Origin of the sequence: Bacillus sp. EE-W1, from assembly GCF_009760835.1 — a bacterium.
GTDB classification, from domain to species: Bacteria; Bacillota; Bacilli; order Bacillales; family Bacillaceae_G; genus Bacillus_A; species Bacillus_A wiedmannii.
Window position 1 is genome coordinate 20,951 of sequence record NZ_WIPE01000056.1, and the last position, 14,759, is coordinate 35,709.

Sequence of the window (14,759 nt, forward strand, 5' to 3'; positions counted from 1 at the left end):
AAATAATAAACCCTCCTAACTAAGCTTGAAATAATTTTTGACAAGCAAAAACGATACACCAAACACCTATACCAAACAGGACAGATGTACTAAGTGAAAATGAGTTTTTTAGACCAATATAGACGATAAATAGTAGTAGTGCGGATGCAGGAAATCCATATAATACGCCTATAGCAAATTGACTTAATTCTTGTTTGTTCCCGCCTTCTAAAGAAATCCAAAATAGGCTTAGTAAACTTACAAGAGGAAGGGCAGCAATAAAGCCGCCTATCGTACTATAATGTTTAGCGACTTCAGTAATAACGCCAATAATAAGTGCAGAAACGATTACTTTAACGAGGAAATGCATATTTTGCCTCCTTCGCTAATAACGAAAAGGCTTTTTCAATTAATTGTTGTTCTTCTTTTGATAACTGTGATTCTAATATTTTTATCTTTTCTTTATCTAGTAAAGTATGCTTTTCTAATATTTCAATGCCTTCTTTCGTTAAAGTAAGGTTTACGACCCTTTCATCTTGTTTGTTTCTTTCTTTTATAATAAATCCTTTTTGAATAAGGCGCTTTACGTGTTCTGATGCTGTGTTATGAGAGAGACTAAGCTCAGTAGCGACTTTTCCAATTGTTATATCTTTCTCACGAGAAATGAGTTGTAAAATACGAATGGCTTGGTGAGAAAGGTTGTCCTCATACTCATATCGTAAGTGATAATAAATGCTTTCCCAATGTTGATTGATGTCTTTCATAATGATAAATCCCCCTGTTTTTATATCGTATAGTAAGATATATTCGTGAACGTAGAAATAAAATCCTTTTATTTGGATAAAAAATGTTGAAAAAGTTTATTTTTATTGAAATATAAGGTAATCTATGTGTAAAGGTATACATTTAGCAAGAGAGAGGATGATAGCTGTGAATACATTCAAATGGATGAGTCATGAACAGATGTATGTAGATGAAATACATGTTGAAAAATGTGGTCCTCTTTCAGTCGGCGTATATGGGGGAAATCAAGAGAGTGATGCATATGAACGAGGAGATGCGGTACTTGCTTGGTGGGATCCTGAATTACAATTTGAATTTGTTATGATTTTTGATACACACCACAAAACAAAAAATATTGATTATATAATAGAAGCAATTTCAGCAAGAAAAGAGAAACTAAAAGAGTTATTTTCTTACCCGATACATTTAGCTTTTCATCATACGCATATGTACTTATTAGCGTTATTTACAGATGAATTGTTTATTGAAAAATGTGATCAAGATGATGAGGAACTTGCATGCTTAATTTGTTTGCGAAAAGGCGAATTTTTATATTGGCTATCAGTTGGTGATTGCTTCGCATATTTATTCCATTCTGAAAAAACGAAGAATGGTAAAGGGCGGTTAAATAAACGGAAGAATTACGAATATATTGGTAGGAAAAATATTTTTGCTGCAAATACACCTTGCTTTACATCAGGTGTCAGAGGATTAGAAAAAGGAATGAATCACATTGTAATGGCAACGGACGGTATTTTAGAGTGTGATAAACGAAAATTTGATGATGATCAATCTTTAGTAGAAATATTGCACGACGGAAGTTGCTTACAGATTGAGCCAGTATTAACAAATGTACTGCAGTGGAAAGGTAGAGATTGTGCCACAATTATTGGATGGTCCATTGATACTGAAAATAAAAAATGCGCTAATTAATATAAAAGGAGTTCAAGGTTGTTATCCTTGAACTCCTTTTTGTTAAGCAATATGAATATGATACGTTTTCAACCATTCATTTACTTGTAGCATATATTCCATAGCACTTCTTGCTTCAAAATTGTTAATTTCTTTATTGCTTTCATCGGCAATGGCAAGTAATGTGGAATGATTAATAAGTGAGAAAATAGGATTGTTTTTATTACTGCACAAGTCGAGTGATAAATGACGGATTGTGTGTAAATAATGTGGATCTTGTGAAGTTGGATAAGCACTTTTTCTTCTATTGCGTACATCGTCAGGTAAAGCAGGTTGCAGTGCTCTACGTAAAATGCCTTTTTCAATATTATCAATGCTTTTTATATTGAAAGGAACGTTCCATAAATATTCAACTAATCTATAATCGCAAAACGGTACACGTACTTCAAAGCCTACAGCCATACTCATACGATCTTTACGATCAAGTAAGAACGGGAGAAATCTCGTTAAAAATAAATAAAACATTTGGCGTTGTTTCGCGGCTTTTTTACTTTCCCCTTCAAGAGTAGGTACTTCAAGAATCGCTTCTTGGAAGCGTGTATCAATATAGTTTTCTAAGTTGCATTGGTTATTTACTTCATTTAGTAGAAGAGGGGAAGTGTTTTTCCAATTTGTTAGCCAAGGAAATTTATCGACAAATAGTAAATCCTCTTGATGAAACCAAGGGTACCCACCGAATACTTCATCAGCAGATTCGCCGGATAAAGCTACAGTTGCATCTTTTTTCATTTCGCAAAATAGTAAATATAGTGAAGTTTCCATTTCACCAGCACTCGGTAAATCTTTTGCACGGAGAGGGACGAATAAGTGATTTGCTAATTCTTCAGCATTCACAATAATGTCATGATGAGATGTCCCTACATGTTCGGAAACACGTTTTACCCAAGGAGCGTCTAAACCAGTGCGAGCAAATGTCAGCTCAAAATCTTTTGCGCTATTTACAAAGTCAACGGAATACGTATGAAGGGTTTTATTTTCAGCAGCAAATTCCTTCCCCGCTAGTGCAGTAATGCCGCTAGAATCTAATCCTCCTGATAACATACAGACGAGAGGGACATCGGCAATTAATTGTCTTTTTACCGTATCTTGTAAAATAGATAAAATATGTGATGATGTATCTGCTATAGAATCTGTATGGACCTTACTTTCTAAATTCCAATACTTCTGAACTACTTTTTTATCACGTGTAAATGTTATAGAATGTCCAGCACGCACTTCTTGAATGTGTTTAAAGACGCCACATCCTGGAGTTCGAAATAATCCTAATCCAAATATTTCGTTTATGCCATCCGAATCAATTTCAGCAGGAACAGATGGATGAGCCAATAGCGCTTTTATTTCAGATCCGAAAATAATACTGTCATTTCTTTCTGTATAAAAAAGTGGCTTTACGCCTAAGTGGTCACGTGCTAGAAATAATTGTTGCTTCTGATCATCCCATATTGCAAAGGCAAAAATACCATTTAAATGTTGTACGCAGTCTTCTTTCCATTCTAAATAAGCATGTAGTAACACCTCTGTATCCGAATGTGTTTCAAATGCATGACCACATTTTTGAAGTTGCTCTCTAAGCTCGCGGAAATTATAAATTTCTCCATTATAAGTAAGAGCATACGTATAATCACCAGCACGAAATGTTTTTGGTTGTGTCCCGCCTTCTGGATCAATTACGATTAACCGACGGTGTGCAAAGGCCGCACGAGGTGAAAACCAAAATCCTTCAGCATCCGGACCGCGATGCTGGATACTATTTGCCATCTTTTCTAAAATAACATGTTCATTGGAAAGATCCTTATTCCAATTTACCCAGCCTGTAATTCCACACATACACATCTCATCTCCTAGTTTAAAATGTTGAAAAGTAGATTAATGAAATAAAGTGAAACTTTAATCAGTGGGGTTTTTTTCCATCCCCCACTGATTATTAGTTGAACCAATCGGGCTTTTACGGGCAGTTATCTCCCACCTACCTTCTTCGCATTCGCCCAATTTTGAGGTGGGATTTATTGCCCGTTAATGCGGGGTAAAATGTACACCAGGTTAAAGAATGACTATATAAATAGTGTACTACATGAATTAAATTGCAGACTTGAGAAAATTTTCTTGTAATACATAGTTATGTGAGACAATGGCGTAGGGAAAGTATTCCATAACATACAAAAAATAAAAAGAGATGAGAGAAAATATTTTGTAAGACGTTATATAGGGTGTAAAAGCTTTTACAAAAAAATAAGGGGAATCGCTACATGAAATCAAATGAGAAAAATTTTATAAAAAGATTACAACGGCAAAAAGAAGATGCGCTAGAATTCGTTGTCGATACATATTTACCACTTATAAAAGGAATAACGCATAAAGTCCTTCTTCCGGTTCAAAATGATGGATTAATAGAGGAATGTGTAAACGATATATTTCTTTCCATTTGGAGTAACGCAAATAAATTTCATGGAGAGCCGAGTGACTTTAAAAAATGGATAGCGGCGATTGCAAAATTTAAGGCGATTGATTATTACCGGAAAGCGACTAGAAAAGTAGAAATTATTTCAGATGAGTTTCATATTAGTACGGAAAAGTCAGCGGAAGATGAATTAATCGTTATGGAAGATAGGGAAGAGTTATTGAAGCTTATTAATCAATTAGAACCGTTAGATCAAAAGGTGTTCATTATGAAATATCTTCTCGGTATGAAGACAGAAGAAATAGGAGATAAGTTAGGGTTAACTCGGGCAGCGATCGATAATCGTGTGTACCGTGGAAAAAAGAAACTACAACAAAATGCTACGAAAATTAGTTTTGGAGGTAGTGCAATATGAAAGACATTTATGAACTATTAAATGATATTGATATAGATGAAAAAGAACTTGAGGAAATTGAGGCTTCTGAAATTGAAAAAGAAAAAGTGAAACGTAATGTAAAACAATCGATACGTACGAAGAAAAAGATGAAAAGTTGGAAAAAAGGTGTTGCTGCTGCATCTATTTTAGTAGGATTATCAGTTGCAACACTTGGTATCGGGTTTCCTACATATGCCGGGGGATTGCCAATTGTAGGTGACATATTCCGATTTTTAGATAATGGTAGAACAGGGTTATATGAAAATTATAAAGAGTTTTCGACTGAATTGAATATGACGAGAGAGAGTAATGGGGTTAAGGTTACAATTAATGATGTAATTTCTGATGGCAGAACATTATCTATAACGTATTCACTGGAAAGTGAGCAAGACTTAGGGGATGATCCTATTATATTAGGGGGATTGGATATAATGGACGCTCATGGTAGTTCAGGAAGTGGGAAAATGACTAAAGTTACTGAAAAAAAGTATGTAGGTATGGTAACAACGACGCACCATGATATTAATAAAAAGGACAAAGTAAACTTTAGATGGAATATAGAGGGAATAGAGATGCCAGATAGGAAAAAATCAATACAAGGTAATTGGAATTTCGCATTAACTGTAAAATCAATGGATAGTAAAGAGAGAACAATTGGTGGAAGTTCGGAAAAAGAAGGTATAAAAGCAAATATGGAAAAGGTCGCAATGTCGCCGGTTTCATTTATTCTTTATTACAATCAAGAAGTTTCTAAGGGTGCGAGGGAAGAATGGGATAGTGTAGATGTTGAATTGACGGTTAAGGATGATTTAGGGAATGATTATTCGGGTGAAGGAAATGGGGGAAGTGGCAACGATCCTTACAATATTCGATGGAGTGCCACATTCCAAAAACTAAACGAAAATGCAACAAAGCTTATCGTTACACCTTGCGTACACTTGCGAGTGCATACACCTGAAAATCATGGTGGAGTGGAATATGTGAATGGAAAAGAGAAGAAAATTGAAGTGCCGAAAAAAGAAGCGAAGAGTAAAGATATTGTTCTAGATGATATCGTAATTGATTTAAAGAAATAAAAGAGAGACTGCCTAAAACAAGTAGGCAGTCTTTTTTTCGTTAAGAACTAGTAACGAGTAATGCATGTGGATGCTGCGTTTTATACTCATCTTTCCACGGAATGTTTAGTTGTTCCCACGATTCGCCGCTATCATTGGATTGAAAGACGCCATTGTTATTTAAAGTGTAAAACGTATGTGGTTCTGCTGGATTTGTAGCAAACATTGAAATGACTGTACCAATTGCAGATGGTAGACCTTGCTGCACTTGCTCGAACGGAGTATCTTTCGTTTTACGATAAATATAAGATTCATAAGGAATACGGTGATGAGCGAGGTCAGCACTCGGTGCGGCAGAAACGAGAATTGTATCACAATCAGCCGGATCGATAGCCATGCTGTATAAATAATGGTGTTCAAGTCCTTCACTGCATGAGATCCAGCTGTTTCCACTGTTATAACTTTCAAGGTATGCGCGATCAGGTCCGCCCATAAAACCATCACCACATGATGCATAAAGGCGATTTGGAGCTTCAGGGTGCATAAGCAATTGATGCGCATCGATAGGAGCACCGAATTTTTTATCAATCCAAGTATGCCCTCTATCATTACTTTGAATAACAGCACCAGCTTCAATTGAAACATGGATTGTATTTGGATTGTTTGGATCAACTGTAATCCAGCGTACATGATGGGTAAAAGGTCTAGGCGGAAAAGCCCACGTATAAGAAGATAATAATGATTTCATATTTTTAAGTTCAGTCCACGTTTCACCACCATTTTCAGAACGGAATAAAGCGCTCGGTTCTGAGCCGACATAAACGACGCCATAGCCGTTAACTTGTTCAGTAGGACTTATCGTAATGGAAGTTATCGAAGAGTGTAAAATACCATCTTCTTTAGGGAAATCAAAGTAACGATATGAATCTCCAATCGGTTTCCACGAATCCCCGCCATCGTCACTTAGCCATAAACCTCGTCCAAATGTGCCGCAATATACACGATTCTTTTGGAATGGATCAACTGCGATACAGGTAGGTTGCATATTTTGTAAGTGATACGTTGTTTCATAGTTACCATATTGTTCTTTCACTACAACTAGTTCACGTTCCATACAGAGAAATAAACGTTTCATTTTAGTAACCTCCTTAAAAATTCTTTCATTAGTAAACAATATGAAGCTGAAAAAGAAGTAGTCTTATTTTTTGTTGAGAAAAAGGACTTATTTAAAAAGAAGCGAAGTGTGTATACAGAGGAAGCGGGCGTTTACGGGCAGTTAATACGGGATAAAGACGGGGAGTTTGTTTCATACTAATGTACAGATATTGCACTTAAAGGAGTATTGGTATGGGGCATTCACATGATCACGGTCATTCTAACAATAAAAAGGCGTTACTAATTGCTTTCGTATTAACGACAAGTTTTATGATTGCTGAAGTTATTGGGGGATTTGTAACAAATAGTTTAGCACTACTATCTGATGCGGGGCATATGTTAAGTGATGCAGTATCCTTAGCATTAAGTTTACTTGCGTTTAAGCTTGGAGAAAAAACAGCAACAGCTGCGAAAACATACGGGTATAAGCGAGTCGAAATGTTAGCGGCATTATGTAACGGTGTCGTTCTTATTGTCATTTCAGTATACATTTTTATTGAAGCAATTCGCCGTTTTAAAGAACCAGTTGAGATTGCTAGTAATGAGATGCTCATTATTGCTGTACTTGGTCTGCTTATTAATATTTTATCAGCTTGGATATTAATGAGGGGCGGAGATGTGAAGGGTAACTTGAATTTAAGAAGTGCTTTCCTACACGTATTAGGCGATCTATTAGGATCAGTCGGAGCGATTATTGCAGCGCTATGTATTAAATTTTTCGGATGGACTGTTGCTGATGCGATTGCTAGTATTCTTGTGTCTATTTTAGTCATTATTAGTGGATGGCGTGTAACACGTGATACCGTCCATATATTAATGGAAGGTGCACCCCAGCACATAAATGTTGAAGAGGTAAAAAGTACATTATTAAATATTACGGTTGTAAAAGAAGTTCATGATTTGCACATATGGTCTGTCACATCTGATTTTCAAGTATTAACTTGCCATTTGATTATTAAAGGTGATGAAACGCAAAATGTATTAAAAGAGGCTACGGATGTATTAAAGGAGAAGTTTCATGTAGAACATGTCACTATTCAAGTAGAAATAGATGGTGAATTTAATCATATTGAGACAACTTGCAAAGTATGAAAGAAAAAGGATAAGAAAATGTGTCATAACATTTTTCGCACGGCATACATATATATAATGTGGCCACAAATACTTTGTAAGGTAAATATTTCATGAAATTACTTTACTTATAAAGAGTCATCTTTTATAATCAAAAATGGTAATTGATAAAGATTATCATTTTCAATGATTGTAGAAAGGAGTTTTTTAAAAGATGAGTAGTCAACTCCGTTTTGCTGTTGAAAATCGTAAGAGGCATTTAATTGATGAGTTAATTGGAGCAGGTGTGTTTAAAATTCGCGACCGACAATTATACGAGCTGTCTTTAGAGGAATTGGAAAAAGAGTACGAAGATATGGAAGAATATGCAGATATTCAGGCATAACTATATAGATTAGTAAAAGGTGAGCTGGTTACGATTTTGTGTAACCAGCTCTATTATTATTTCGTAGAAATTATTTTTGATATTTCTTTCATTGGACGGAGCCAGTTTTGAGACATCATTTGTTCCATTTGTTTTTCGTCCTGCTTTTGCAATGCTTGAATGATAGAGTGATGTTCTTCAATAGATTGACTTGCTGGAACAAAGTTTTGGAAAAACAAATATTCAAGGCGTAAAACGTGAAGTTGCATATTTTCTAGAAAGGGTTCAATATATTGGTTTTTAGCAATAGAAGAAATTGTATTGTGAAATTGTATATCTAGTTTTAAAGCTTGTTTTGCGTTTTTCTTCTCTATAGAGCGCTGAAAATCAGCGTTTATTTCAGAAAGTAGTTTCAGATCAGCGTCTGTAATGTTTTGAAGTGCTTGCTTTCCTATAATAGAGTGAAGACCAGCCATCGTTTCATAAATGATAGGAATGTCGTCTAACTTAATAGGAGCAATTTTTGTTTTTTGCCCAGGTACCATTTCCACTAATCCAGAAAGCTCTAATATTTGAAGTGCTTCTCTTACAGGTGTTCTGCTTACTCCTAGTGCTTCAGCCAATTCCCCATCATTAATTTTTTCATCAGGCTGCAGTACACCTTCAATAATCCAATCTTGTAGTTGATTTAAAACGAGTGATTTTGCCGAAACTCTTCCTTGTTTTTTATAATTTTGAGGGATAGGCATAGTGAATTCAATCCTTTCATTGTATATTTTCTTTTTTCTCATGAACAAACTTTAATTCCTGTTTCCCTTCATCCGGTTTTTGGCTTAAGATGAGCACCATTACAATGACACAAAAAGCCCCTAATAACTGAAAAGATTGAAAGGGTACGTGTAATATAAGTACAGAAGAAATAATAGCTGCGAGTGGTTCAGTACAACCGAATAATGTCGTTTCTTTCGGAGTCAGGTATCGTATGCTGTCTAAGTATAAATAAAATGCAATCAGTGTTCCGAAAATGACGACAAATGTGATGAGCGGTAGGGTACTTAGTTTTACATATTTCATAGTCGATAATAAAATGAATTCGTTTGTAGAAATAAAGTGTAGAATCGTAACGCCAATACCCCCAATAATCATGCCCCATCCAACGATGACAGAGGAAGACCATCTTTCTAGTAATCCCTTTGAATATAAACTATAAAAAGCAAGAGATAATCCAGATAAAATACCCCAAATAATAGCCGGTGTAGAAACAGCCAAGTTATGAACAGACCCATTTGTTAGTAAGAGAAAAGTGCCTACTAATGAAAGGGTAATGGAAATGAAATCAATTTTTGATGGCCGAACGTTCCACTTGAAAAGTAAGTATACAGTAATAAATATAGGAGCTAAATATTGTAATAATGTTGCGACGGCAGCATTCCCTTCTTTAATAGAAGCGAAGTACGTGTACTGTACAGCAAGCATACCGAATAGGCCAAACAATATCATTTTAGTAGCATTAGATCTTTGTTTCCATATGCCGAATATTTCTTTTTTTCTCTTTCCGAATGATGAAATAAGGAGCAAGATAACGCCAGATATAAGCAATCGAATTGTAACTAACCATTCAGTAGAAACATTTTCATATTGAAAAAGTTGTTGTGCAGCTGTTCCGGACAATCCCCATAAACAAGCACCAATTACAACCATTATGATTCCTTTTAAACGATTTGGATCCATATAGTTTTCATTCTCCTTTTCTACAAATTCGTTTCGGATACAATATGCAATATATCACGAAATGAATAAAAAATAAACTGAAATTTCTGTGTTAGAAGGTAGGAATTTTAGTAGTTCCAGTTATGTTTACGATACAAGTGAGGAGGTGAAATAAAGCGAGATAAAATTATAAAAATAAATCATAATCAAGAGGATAAAAAAATAAAGATAAGAGTAATTTGGTTTGTTAAAAATATGTGTAGAAGGAGAAATGTGATGAGCTGGGTTACTCATAAACCAACATTTGAATTTGATCAATACAATCCATATATTCGTATGAATTCTGCTTGGGTGGGACATTTAAACTTCGCTTATGATTTAGTAAGATTTGAAAAGCCAGAAATATTAGTTGAGTTAGGTACACATTTAGGAGCTTCTTTTTTCAGTTTTTGCCAAGGGGTAAAAGATGAAGGATTATCTACAAAATGCTTTGCTGTAGATACTTGGGCAGGAGATGAGCACACAGGTCCATATGGAGAAGGTGTTTTTCAAATAGTGAGTAAATTCGTGAGCACGAGTTATCCTCAAATAGGGAATTTAATTCGGTCTACTTTTGATGAGGCCGTGGATCAGTTTCAAGATGGAACGATAAATTTGTTGCATATTGATGGCTATCATACGTATGAAGCAGTTTCTCATGACTATAAAACATGGCTACCGAAACTTGCGAATAACGGTATTGTGTTATTTCATGATATTGAGGTGAAAGATCGAAACTTCGGCGTATATAAATTTTGGGATGAGGTCAAGGCGAAGTACCCTCATTTTCAGTTTGAGCATTCATATGGGCTCGGAGTGTTATTTCCGAAAGGCTGTAGCAATCAGTTTGTGGAAATACTTAAAAATAAAGAAGAAATACAAAATATGTATAAATAAAAGTAGAGCATGCATCATTTTAATGATGTGTGCTTTTTTGTGGAGAAAAATGGTATTCCTTAAAAGGGGAGGATAATAGTAAAAAGTTTTGTTGTGGCAAATATTAAAAAAGTTATTTTTGGATTGTTCTATATAAAAATGTAACATTTTTTATATTTTCCATTGCGAAAAGTAACATCTACTTTTACAATAGAAAAGGTGTTATATTATACTGGAAAAATAAATCGAAATAATATGAAAATTTTGTTTTGTCTTCGCTAATTGTATATTACATACATGTAAGACGACATACGTCATGTTATCGACTTGTAAGGAGAGAAAAAAATGAAAAGTGTAAGATTACCATCGATGCTAGAAATCATAGTTCTTTTATTACTATTTCTTGCTGTTGTCTTTTCCTTCCAAACGATTTTTGATCTCCCAATTCAATTAGCGCTATTTATTTCATGGTTTTTAGTAATTGCGCTTGGATTAAGATTAGGATTTCGTTATCAAGAATTGCAAGATGCAATTACGAAAGGGATTTCTAACGGATTAGAAGCAATACTGATTTTAGTTGCGGTAGGTGCTTTAATTGGAACTTGGATTGCTGGTGGCGTAGTACCAACATTAATCTATTATGGATTAGAGTTTATTCACCCTAGCATATTCCTATTAGCAACATTAATTATTTGTTCAATTACTTCTATCGCAACAGGAACATCATGGGGAACAGTAGGAACAGCAGGTATTGCTATGATGGCGATTGGTGAAGGACTTGGCTTACCACTTCCGCTTGTTGCTGGTGCAGTTCTTTCAGGAGCTTATTTCGGCGATAAATTATCACCACTTTCTGATAGTACAGTTCTTGCAGCGTCTATGGCAAAAGTAGACGTTATTGCTCACGTTCGAGCTATGCTCGTATTAGATGTTCCGGCTTATATTATTACTAGCATTATGTTTACTGTAGCTGGTTGGATGTATGGCGGCGATAATGTAGATTTGAATCGAGTAGAGTTTTTAAAAGAAGCTTTATTAAAGGAATTTGATATTAAAATATGGATGCTTGTTCCGGCGGTCGTTGTTATCGCTCTATTAGCGATGAAGAAACCGTCTATGCCAACAATTGCAATGGGAGCTTTAATTGGTGCAATTTGGGCAACTCTTTTCCAAGGAATGAACTTTGGAGAGGCGATTGGAACAGCGTATAATGGATTCTCAATTCAATCTGGTGTTGAATTTGTTGACAAGTTATTAAACCGTGGTGGAATTAACGGTATGCTTGGCTCAGTAGCCGTTATTATTTTCGGTTTAGGATTTGGTGGATTACTTGAAAAACTAGGAGTTTTAAAAGTAATCGTATCTAAATTTGAGAAGAAATTAAATTCTGCAGGTAATGTAACATTGTCTACATTAATCGTAGCATTCTTAGCGAATATATTTGGTTGTGCGATGTACGTATCACTAATTTTAACACCGAAAATTATGGAAGATAGCTATGATAAATTAAAAATAGACCGACGTGTATTAGCACGTAACTCAGAAGTAGGTGGAACGTTAACTTCAGGTATGGTTCCATGGTCTGATAATGGTATTTTTATGGCTGGTATTTTAGGTGTAGCAACGTTCTCATACGTTCCGTTTATGTGGTTAAGCTTTGTTTCATTAATTTTGGCGGTTATTTACGGATACACAGGCAAATTCATTTGGTATGTAGATGACGTTGAAAAAGGGGAGCAAGCATCATAAAAAAATACCTTCTGCGATGGCGGAAGGTATTTTTTTATATATACGAGTGAGAATCCTTATCATCTGGGTGAAAGTCTGTTAAAATGAGAAATGTAGGTATTTTATTTTCAAGGGGATGAAAAAATGGAGTACAGAATTGAAAGAGATACAATAGGAGAAATAAAAGTTCCAGCTGATAAATTATGGGCAGCACAAACACAACGTAGTAAAGAAAACTTCCCGATTGGAACAGAGCAAATGCCGCTTGAAATTGTAAAAGCATTTGCCATTTTAAAGAAAAGTGCAGCACTTAGTAATCAAAAATTAGGAAAGCTATCAGAAGAAAAAGCAGAAGCAATTGTGGCAGCAGCTGACGAAGTGATCGCAGGGAAATGGAATGAACATTTTCCACTTGTCGTATGGCAAACTGGTAGCGGTACTCAGTCAAATATGAATGTGAATGAAGTAATTGCAAATCGTGGGAATCAAATTTTGAAAGAGAAGGGATCTGACGCACATATTCATCCGAACGATGATGTGAACATGTCTCAAAGTTCAAATGATACATTTCCAACAGCGCTTCATGTAGCATGTGTAATCGCAGTAGAAAATCACGTGTTACCAGCAATTACGAAATTAAAAGAGACATTAGCAGAAAAAGTAACTGCATTTGAACATATTATAAAAATTGGTCGTACACACTTACAAGATGCAACACCGTTAACATTAGGGCAAGAAATTAGCGGATGGCACCGTATGCTTGAAAAAACAGAGCGTATGATTGCAGAGAGCAATACATATATGAAAGAGCTTGCAATTGGTGGTACTGCAGTTGGAACAGGTATTAATGCTCATCCTAAGTTTGGGGAGATGGTGTCAGAGGAAATTAGCCAATTTACAGGTAAGCAATTTATTACTGCACCAAATAAGTTCCACGCATTAACAAGTCATGATGAAGTTGTATATACGCATGGTGCATTAAAAGCATTAGCAGCTGATTTAATGAAAATCGCTAACGATGTGCGCTGGCTTGCAAGTGGTCCGCGTAGTGGTCTAGGAGAAATTATTATTCCGGCAAATGAGCCAGGAAGTTCTATTATGCCAGGTAAAGTAAATCCAACGCAAAGTGAAGCGTTAACGATGGTTGTAGCGCAAGTAATGGGAAATGACGCAACAATCGGATTTGCAGCGAGCCAAGGTAATTTTGAATTAAATGTATTTAAACCTGTTATTGCATATAACTTCTTACAATCTGCTCATCTATTAGCGGATGCAATTGTTTCATTTAATGATAATTGTGCAGTTGGTATTGAAGCAGATGAAGAAGTAATTAAAGAGAATGTGAATCGTTCATTAATGCTTGTTACAGCATTAAACCCGCATATCGGATATGAAAATGCAGCGAAAATTGCGAAGCATGCTCATAAAGAAGGGTTAACGTTAAAAGAAGCAGCACTGCAATCTGGACTACTAACAGAAGAACAATTTAATGAAATTGTCGATCCGAAAAAAATGATTGCTCCGAAAGAGTAATAAAAAAGCCAAGATTCTTTAGAATCTTGGCTTTTTTGATATTTATTTTTATGACTTCCATTTGTATTACTACAAGTGCCAAAATATATTATTTGTTAGCAGGCATGTTCAATACTTTCATTTGTGGACAGTTTTCTTTTAAGAGTGAAATGAACTTTTCTTCTTCTTGAGGTACGAAAGTTGTCACAGAATCAAATAAATTGTAATGGATTTCTAATTGCTGCCTAGTCCACTTTTCTGAGCGAAGTGTTTTGCCAGAGTATGTAATATGGCGAATATCTTCAAATGGAATTTCAGTACGCAGTATGAAACCATGTTTTACGACAAGAGATGATTCCGTTACGTCGTAGTGAGAGAAATAGAATGAAGAAAGATTCACGATATTTAACAGCATCATGAGAGTGAAAAAAATAGAATTTTCATTTTGGAAGAATAGCGAAACGAGAAAAATAGTGATAAATAATGTAATGAAAATGACGTGAAATGGATTCTTTTTCGCTTTGAATTTCAAGTTAGTCACCTCGGTTTACGTGTACTCTAACTAAATTAAATCACAACATCGTAATAAAACGTGTATATATGCATAATTGCATATTCACACGTTTTATTATTCATGTAAAATTTCCTGATGGGATAAAGTGAAACTTTAATCAGTGGGGG

The 14,759-nt window shown here is 35.2% G+C and carries 15 protein-coding genes; 8 read left to right on the forward strand and 7 right to left on the reverse strand.

All coding sequences use genetic code 11. The features are described from left to right. Window positions 1-19 precede the first annotated feature (19 nt). Window positions 20-349, reverse strand: a complete 330-nt coding sequence (locus tag GFJ36_RS07880; protein WP_000545644.1) for a DUF3147 family protein — start codon at window positions 347-349, stop codon at window positions 20-22. Then, window positions 333-743, reverse strand: a complete 411-nt coding sequence (locus GFJ36_RS07885; RefSeq protein WP_000651933.1) for a MarR family winged helix-turn-helix transcriptional regulator — start codon at window positions 741-743, stop codon at window positions 333-335. The genes GFJ36_RS07880 and GFJ36_RS07885 overlap by 17 nt, the downstream gene beginning before the upstream one ends. A 124-nt stretch (window positions 744-867) precedes the next feature. On the opposite strand from GFJ36_RS07885, the gene GFJ36_RS07890 reads away from it, so the two are divergent. After that, window positions 868-1,695: a PP2C family serine/threonine-protein phosphatase gene (locus GFJ36_RS07890; RefSeq protein WP_088062938.1), complete on the forward strand. Its 828-nt coding sequence runs from the start codon at window positions 868-870 to the stop codon at window positions 1,693-1,695. A 42-nt stretch (window positions 1,696-1,737) separates the two neighbouring features. On the opposite strand, the gene asnB is transcribed toward GFJ36_RS07890, so the two are convergent. Further along, the gene (gene asnB / locus GFJ36_RS07895; protein WP_097907908.1) at window positions 1,738-3,561 is read right to left on the reverse strand and encodes an asparagine synthase (glutamine-hydrolyzing); all 1,824 of its coding nucleotides are present in this window, start codon (window positions 3,559-3,561) and stop codon (window positions 1,738-1,740) included. A gap of 419 nt (window positions 3,562-3,980) precedes the next feature. On the opposite strand from asnB, the gene GFJ36_RS07900 reads away from it, so the two are divergent. Beyond that, window positions 3,981-4,547 (forward strand): sigma-70 family RNA polymerase sigma factor, encoded by a 567-nt coding sequence (locus GFJ36_RS07900; RefSeq protein WP_097889327.1) that lies wholly within the window; start codon window positions 3,981-3,983, stop codon window positions 4,545-4,547. Then, window positions 4,544-5,644: a DUF4179 domain-containing protein gene (locus GFJ36_RS07905; RefSeq protein WP_097906914.1), complete on the forward strand. Its 1,101-nt coding sequence runs from the start codon at window positions 4,544-4,546 to the stop codon at window positions 5,642-5,644. The genes GFJ36_RS07900 and GFJ36_RS07905 overlap by 4 nt, the downstream gene beginning before the upstream one ends. A gap of 40 nt (window positions 5,645-5,684) precedes the next feature. Here the strand turns inward: GFJ36_RS07905 and GFJ36_RS07910 are convergent, their stop codons facing one another. Further along, a complete protein-coding gene (locus GFJ36_RS07910) occupies window positions 5,685-6,758 on the reverse strand; it encodes a WD40/YVTN/BNR-like repeat-containing protein (RefSeq protein WP_097889329.1) in 1,074 nt (357 codons plus the stop codon). A 212-nt stretch (window positions 6,759-6,970) separates the two neighbouring features. Between GFJ36_RS07910 and GFJ36_RS07915 the strand changes: the two genes are divergently transcribed. Next, complete coding sequence (locus tag GFJ36_RS07915) at window positions 6,971-7,870, forward strand: cation diffusion facilitator family transporter (protein ID WP_098133611.1); 900 nt, start codon at window positions 6,971-6,973, stop codon at window positions 7,868-7,870. 193 nt (window positions 7,871-8,063) lie between these two features. Beyond that, entirely contained in the window at window positions 8,064-8,234 is a 171-nt protein-coding gene (gene fbpA, locus GFJ36_RS07920) for a Fur-regulated basic protein FbpA (protein ID WP_000098304.1), read from the forward strand. A gap of 56 nt (window positions 8,235-8,290) precedes the next feature. Here the strand turns inward: fbpA and GFJ36_RS07925 are convergent, their stop codons facing one another. Continuing rightward, a complete protein-coding gene (locus GFJ36_RS07925) occupies window positions 8,291-8,962 on the reverse strand; it encodes a GntR family transcriptional regulator (protein WP_046959020.1) in 672 nt (223 codons plus the stop codon). A gap of 16 nt (window positions 8,963-8,978) precedes the next feature. Then, on the reverse strand, window positions 8,979-9,944 hold the full coding sequence (locus tag GFJ36_RS07930; protein WP_098230228.1) for a DMT family transporter: 966 nt from the start codon (window positions 9,942-9,944) through the stop codon (window positions 8,979-8,981). Between the two features lie 255 nt (window positions 9,945-10,199). Here GFJ36_RS07930 and GFJ36_RS07935 point away from each other — a divergent pair, with 255 nt between their 5' ends. The 3 genes from GFJ36_RS07935 (at window position 10,200) to fumC (ending at window position 14,099) form a co-directional block, all read left to right on the forward strand. Beyond that, on the forward strand, window positions 10,200-10,859 hold the full coding sequence (locus GFJ36_RS07935; RefSeq protein ID WP_088062945.1) for a class I SAM-dependent methyltransferase: 660 nt from the start codon (window positions 10,200-10,202) through the stop codon (window positions 10,857-10,859). 324 nt (window positions 10,860-11,183) lie between these two features. Then, window positions 11,184-12,587, forward strand: a complete 1,404-nt coding sequence (gene nhaC / locus GFJ36_RS07940; protein ID WP_088062946.1) for a Na+/H+ antiporter NhaC — start codon at window positions 11,184-11,186, stop codon at window positions 12,585-12,587. Window positions 12,588-12,710: 123 nt separating this feature from the next. Further along, complete coding sequence (fumC, locus tag GFJ36_RS07945; RefSeq protein ID WP_088062947.1) at window positions 12,711-14,099, forward strand: class II fumarate hydratase; 1,389 nt, start codon at window positions 12,711-12,713, stop codon at window positions 14,097-14,099. A gap of 88 nt (window positions 14,100-14,187) precedes the next feature. Here fumC and GFJ36_RS07950 read toward each other — a convergent pair whose 3' ends face one another. Then, window positions 14,188-14,610 carry a PH domain-containing protein gene (locus tag GFJ36_RS07950; protein WP_087983140.1) on the reverse strand — a complete coding sequence of 141 codons (423 nt, stop codon included), beginning with the start codon at window positions 14,608-14,610 and terminating at the stop codon, window positions 14,188-14,190. Window positions 14,611-14,759 lie beyond the last annotated feature (149 nt).

Excerpts from the sequence above, each read along its gene's own strand:
- fbpA (WP_000098304.1), top strand. The coding sequence starts at position 8,064 with ATGAGTAGTCAACTCCGTTTTGCTGTTGAAAATCGTAAGAGGCATTTA.
- GFJ36_RS07890 (WP_088062938.1), top strand. The coding sequence starts at position 868 with ATGTGTAAAGGTATACATTTAGCAAGAGAGAGGATGATAGCTGTGAAT.
- GFJ36_RS07880 (WP_000545644.1), bottom strand. The coding sequence starts at position 349 with ATGCATTTCCTCGTTAAAGTAATCGTTTCTGCACTTATTATTGGCGTT.
- nhaC (WP_088062946.1), top strand. The coding sequence starts at position 11,184 with ATGAAAAGTGTAAGATTACCATCGATGCTAGAAATCATAGTTCTTTTA.
- GFJ36_RS07910 (WP_097889329.1), bottom strand. The coding sequence starts at position 6,758 with ATGAAACGTTTATTTCTCTGTATGGAACGTGAACTAGTTGTAGTGAAA.
- GFJ36_RS07905 (WP_097906914.1), top strand. The coding sequence starts at position 4,544 with ATGAAAGACATTTATGAACTATTAAATGATATTGATATAGATGAAAAA.
- GFJ36_RS07885 (WP_000651933.1), bottom strand. The coding sequence starts at position 743 with ATGAAAGACATCAATCAACATTGGGAAAGCATTTATTATCACTTACGA.
- asnB (WP_097907908.1), bottom strand. The coding sequence starts at position 3,561 with ATGTGTGGAATTACAGGCTGGGTAAATTGGAATAAGGATCTTTCCAAT.
- fumC (WP_088062947.1), top strand. The coding sequence starts at position 12,711 with ATGGAGTACAGAATTGAAAGAGATACAATAGGAGAAATAAAAGTTCCA.
- GFJ36_RS07925 (WP_046959020.1), bottom strand. The coding sequence starts at position 8,962 with ATGCCTATCCCTCAAAATTATAAAAAACAAGGAAGAGTTTCGGCAAAA.
- GFJ36_RS07915 (WP_098133611.1), top strand. The coding sequence starts at position 6,971 with ATGGGGCATTCACATGATCACGGTCATTCTAACAATAAAAAGGCGTTA.
- GFJ36_RS07935 (WP_088062945.1), top strand. The coding sequence starts at position 10,200 with ATGAGCTGGGTTACTCATAAACCAACATTTGAATTTGATCAATACAAT.
- GFJ36_RS07930 (WP_098230228.1), bottom strand. The coding sequence starts at position 9,944 with ATGGATCCAAATCGTTTAAAAGGAATCATAATGGTTGTAATTGGTGCT.
- GFJ36_RS07900 (WP_097889327.1), top strand. The coding sequence starts at position 3,981 with ATGAAATCAAATGAGAAAAATTTTATAAAAAGATTACAACGGCAAAAA.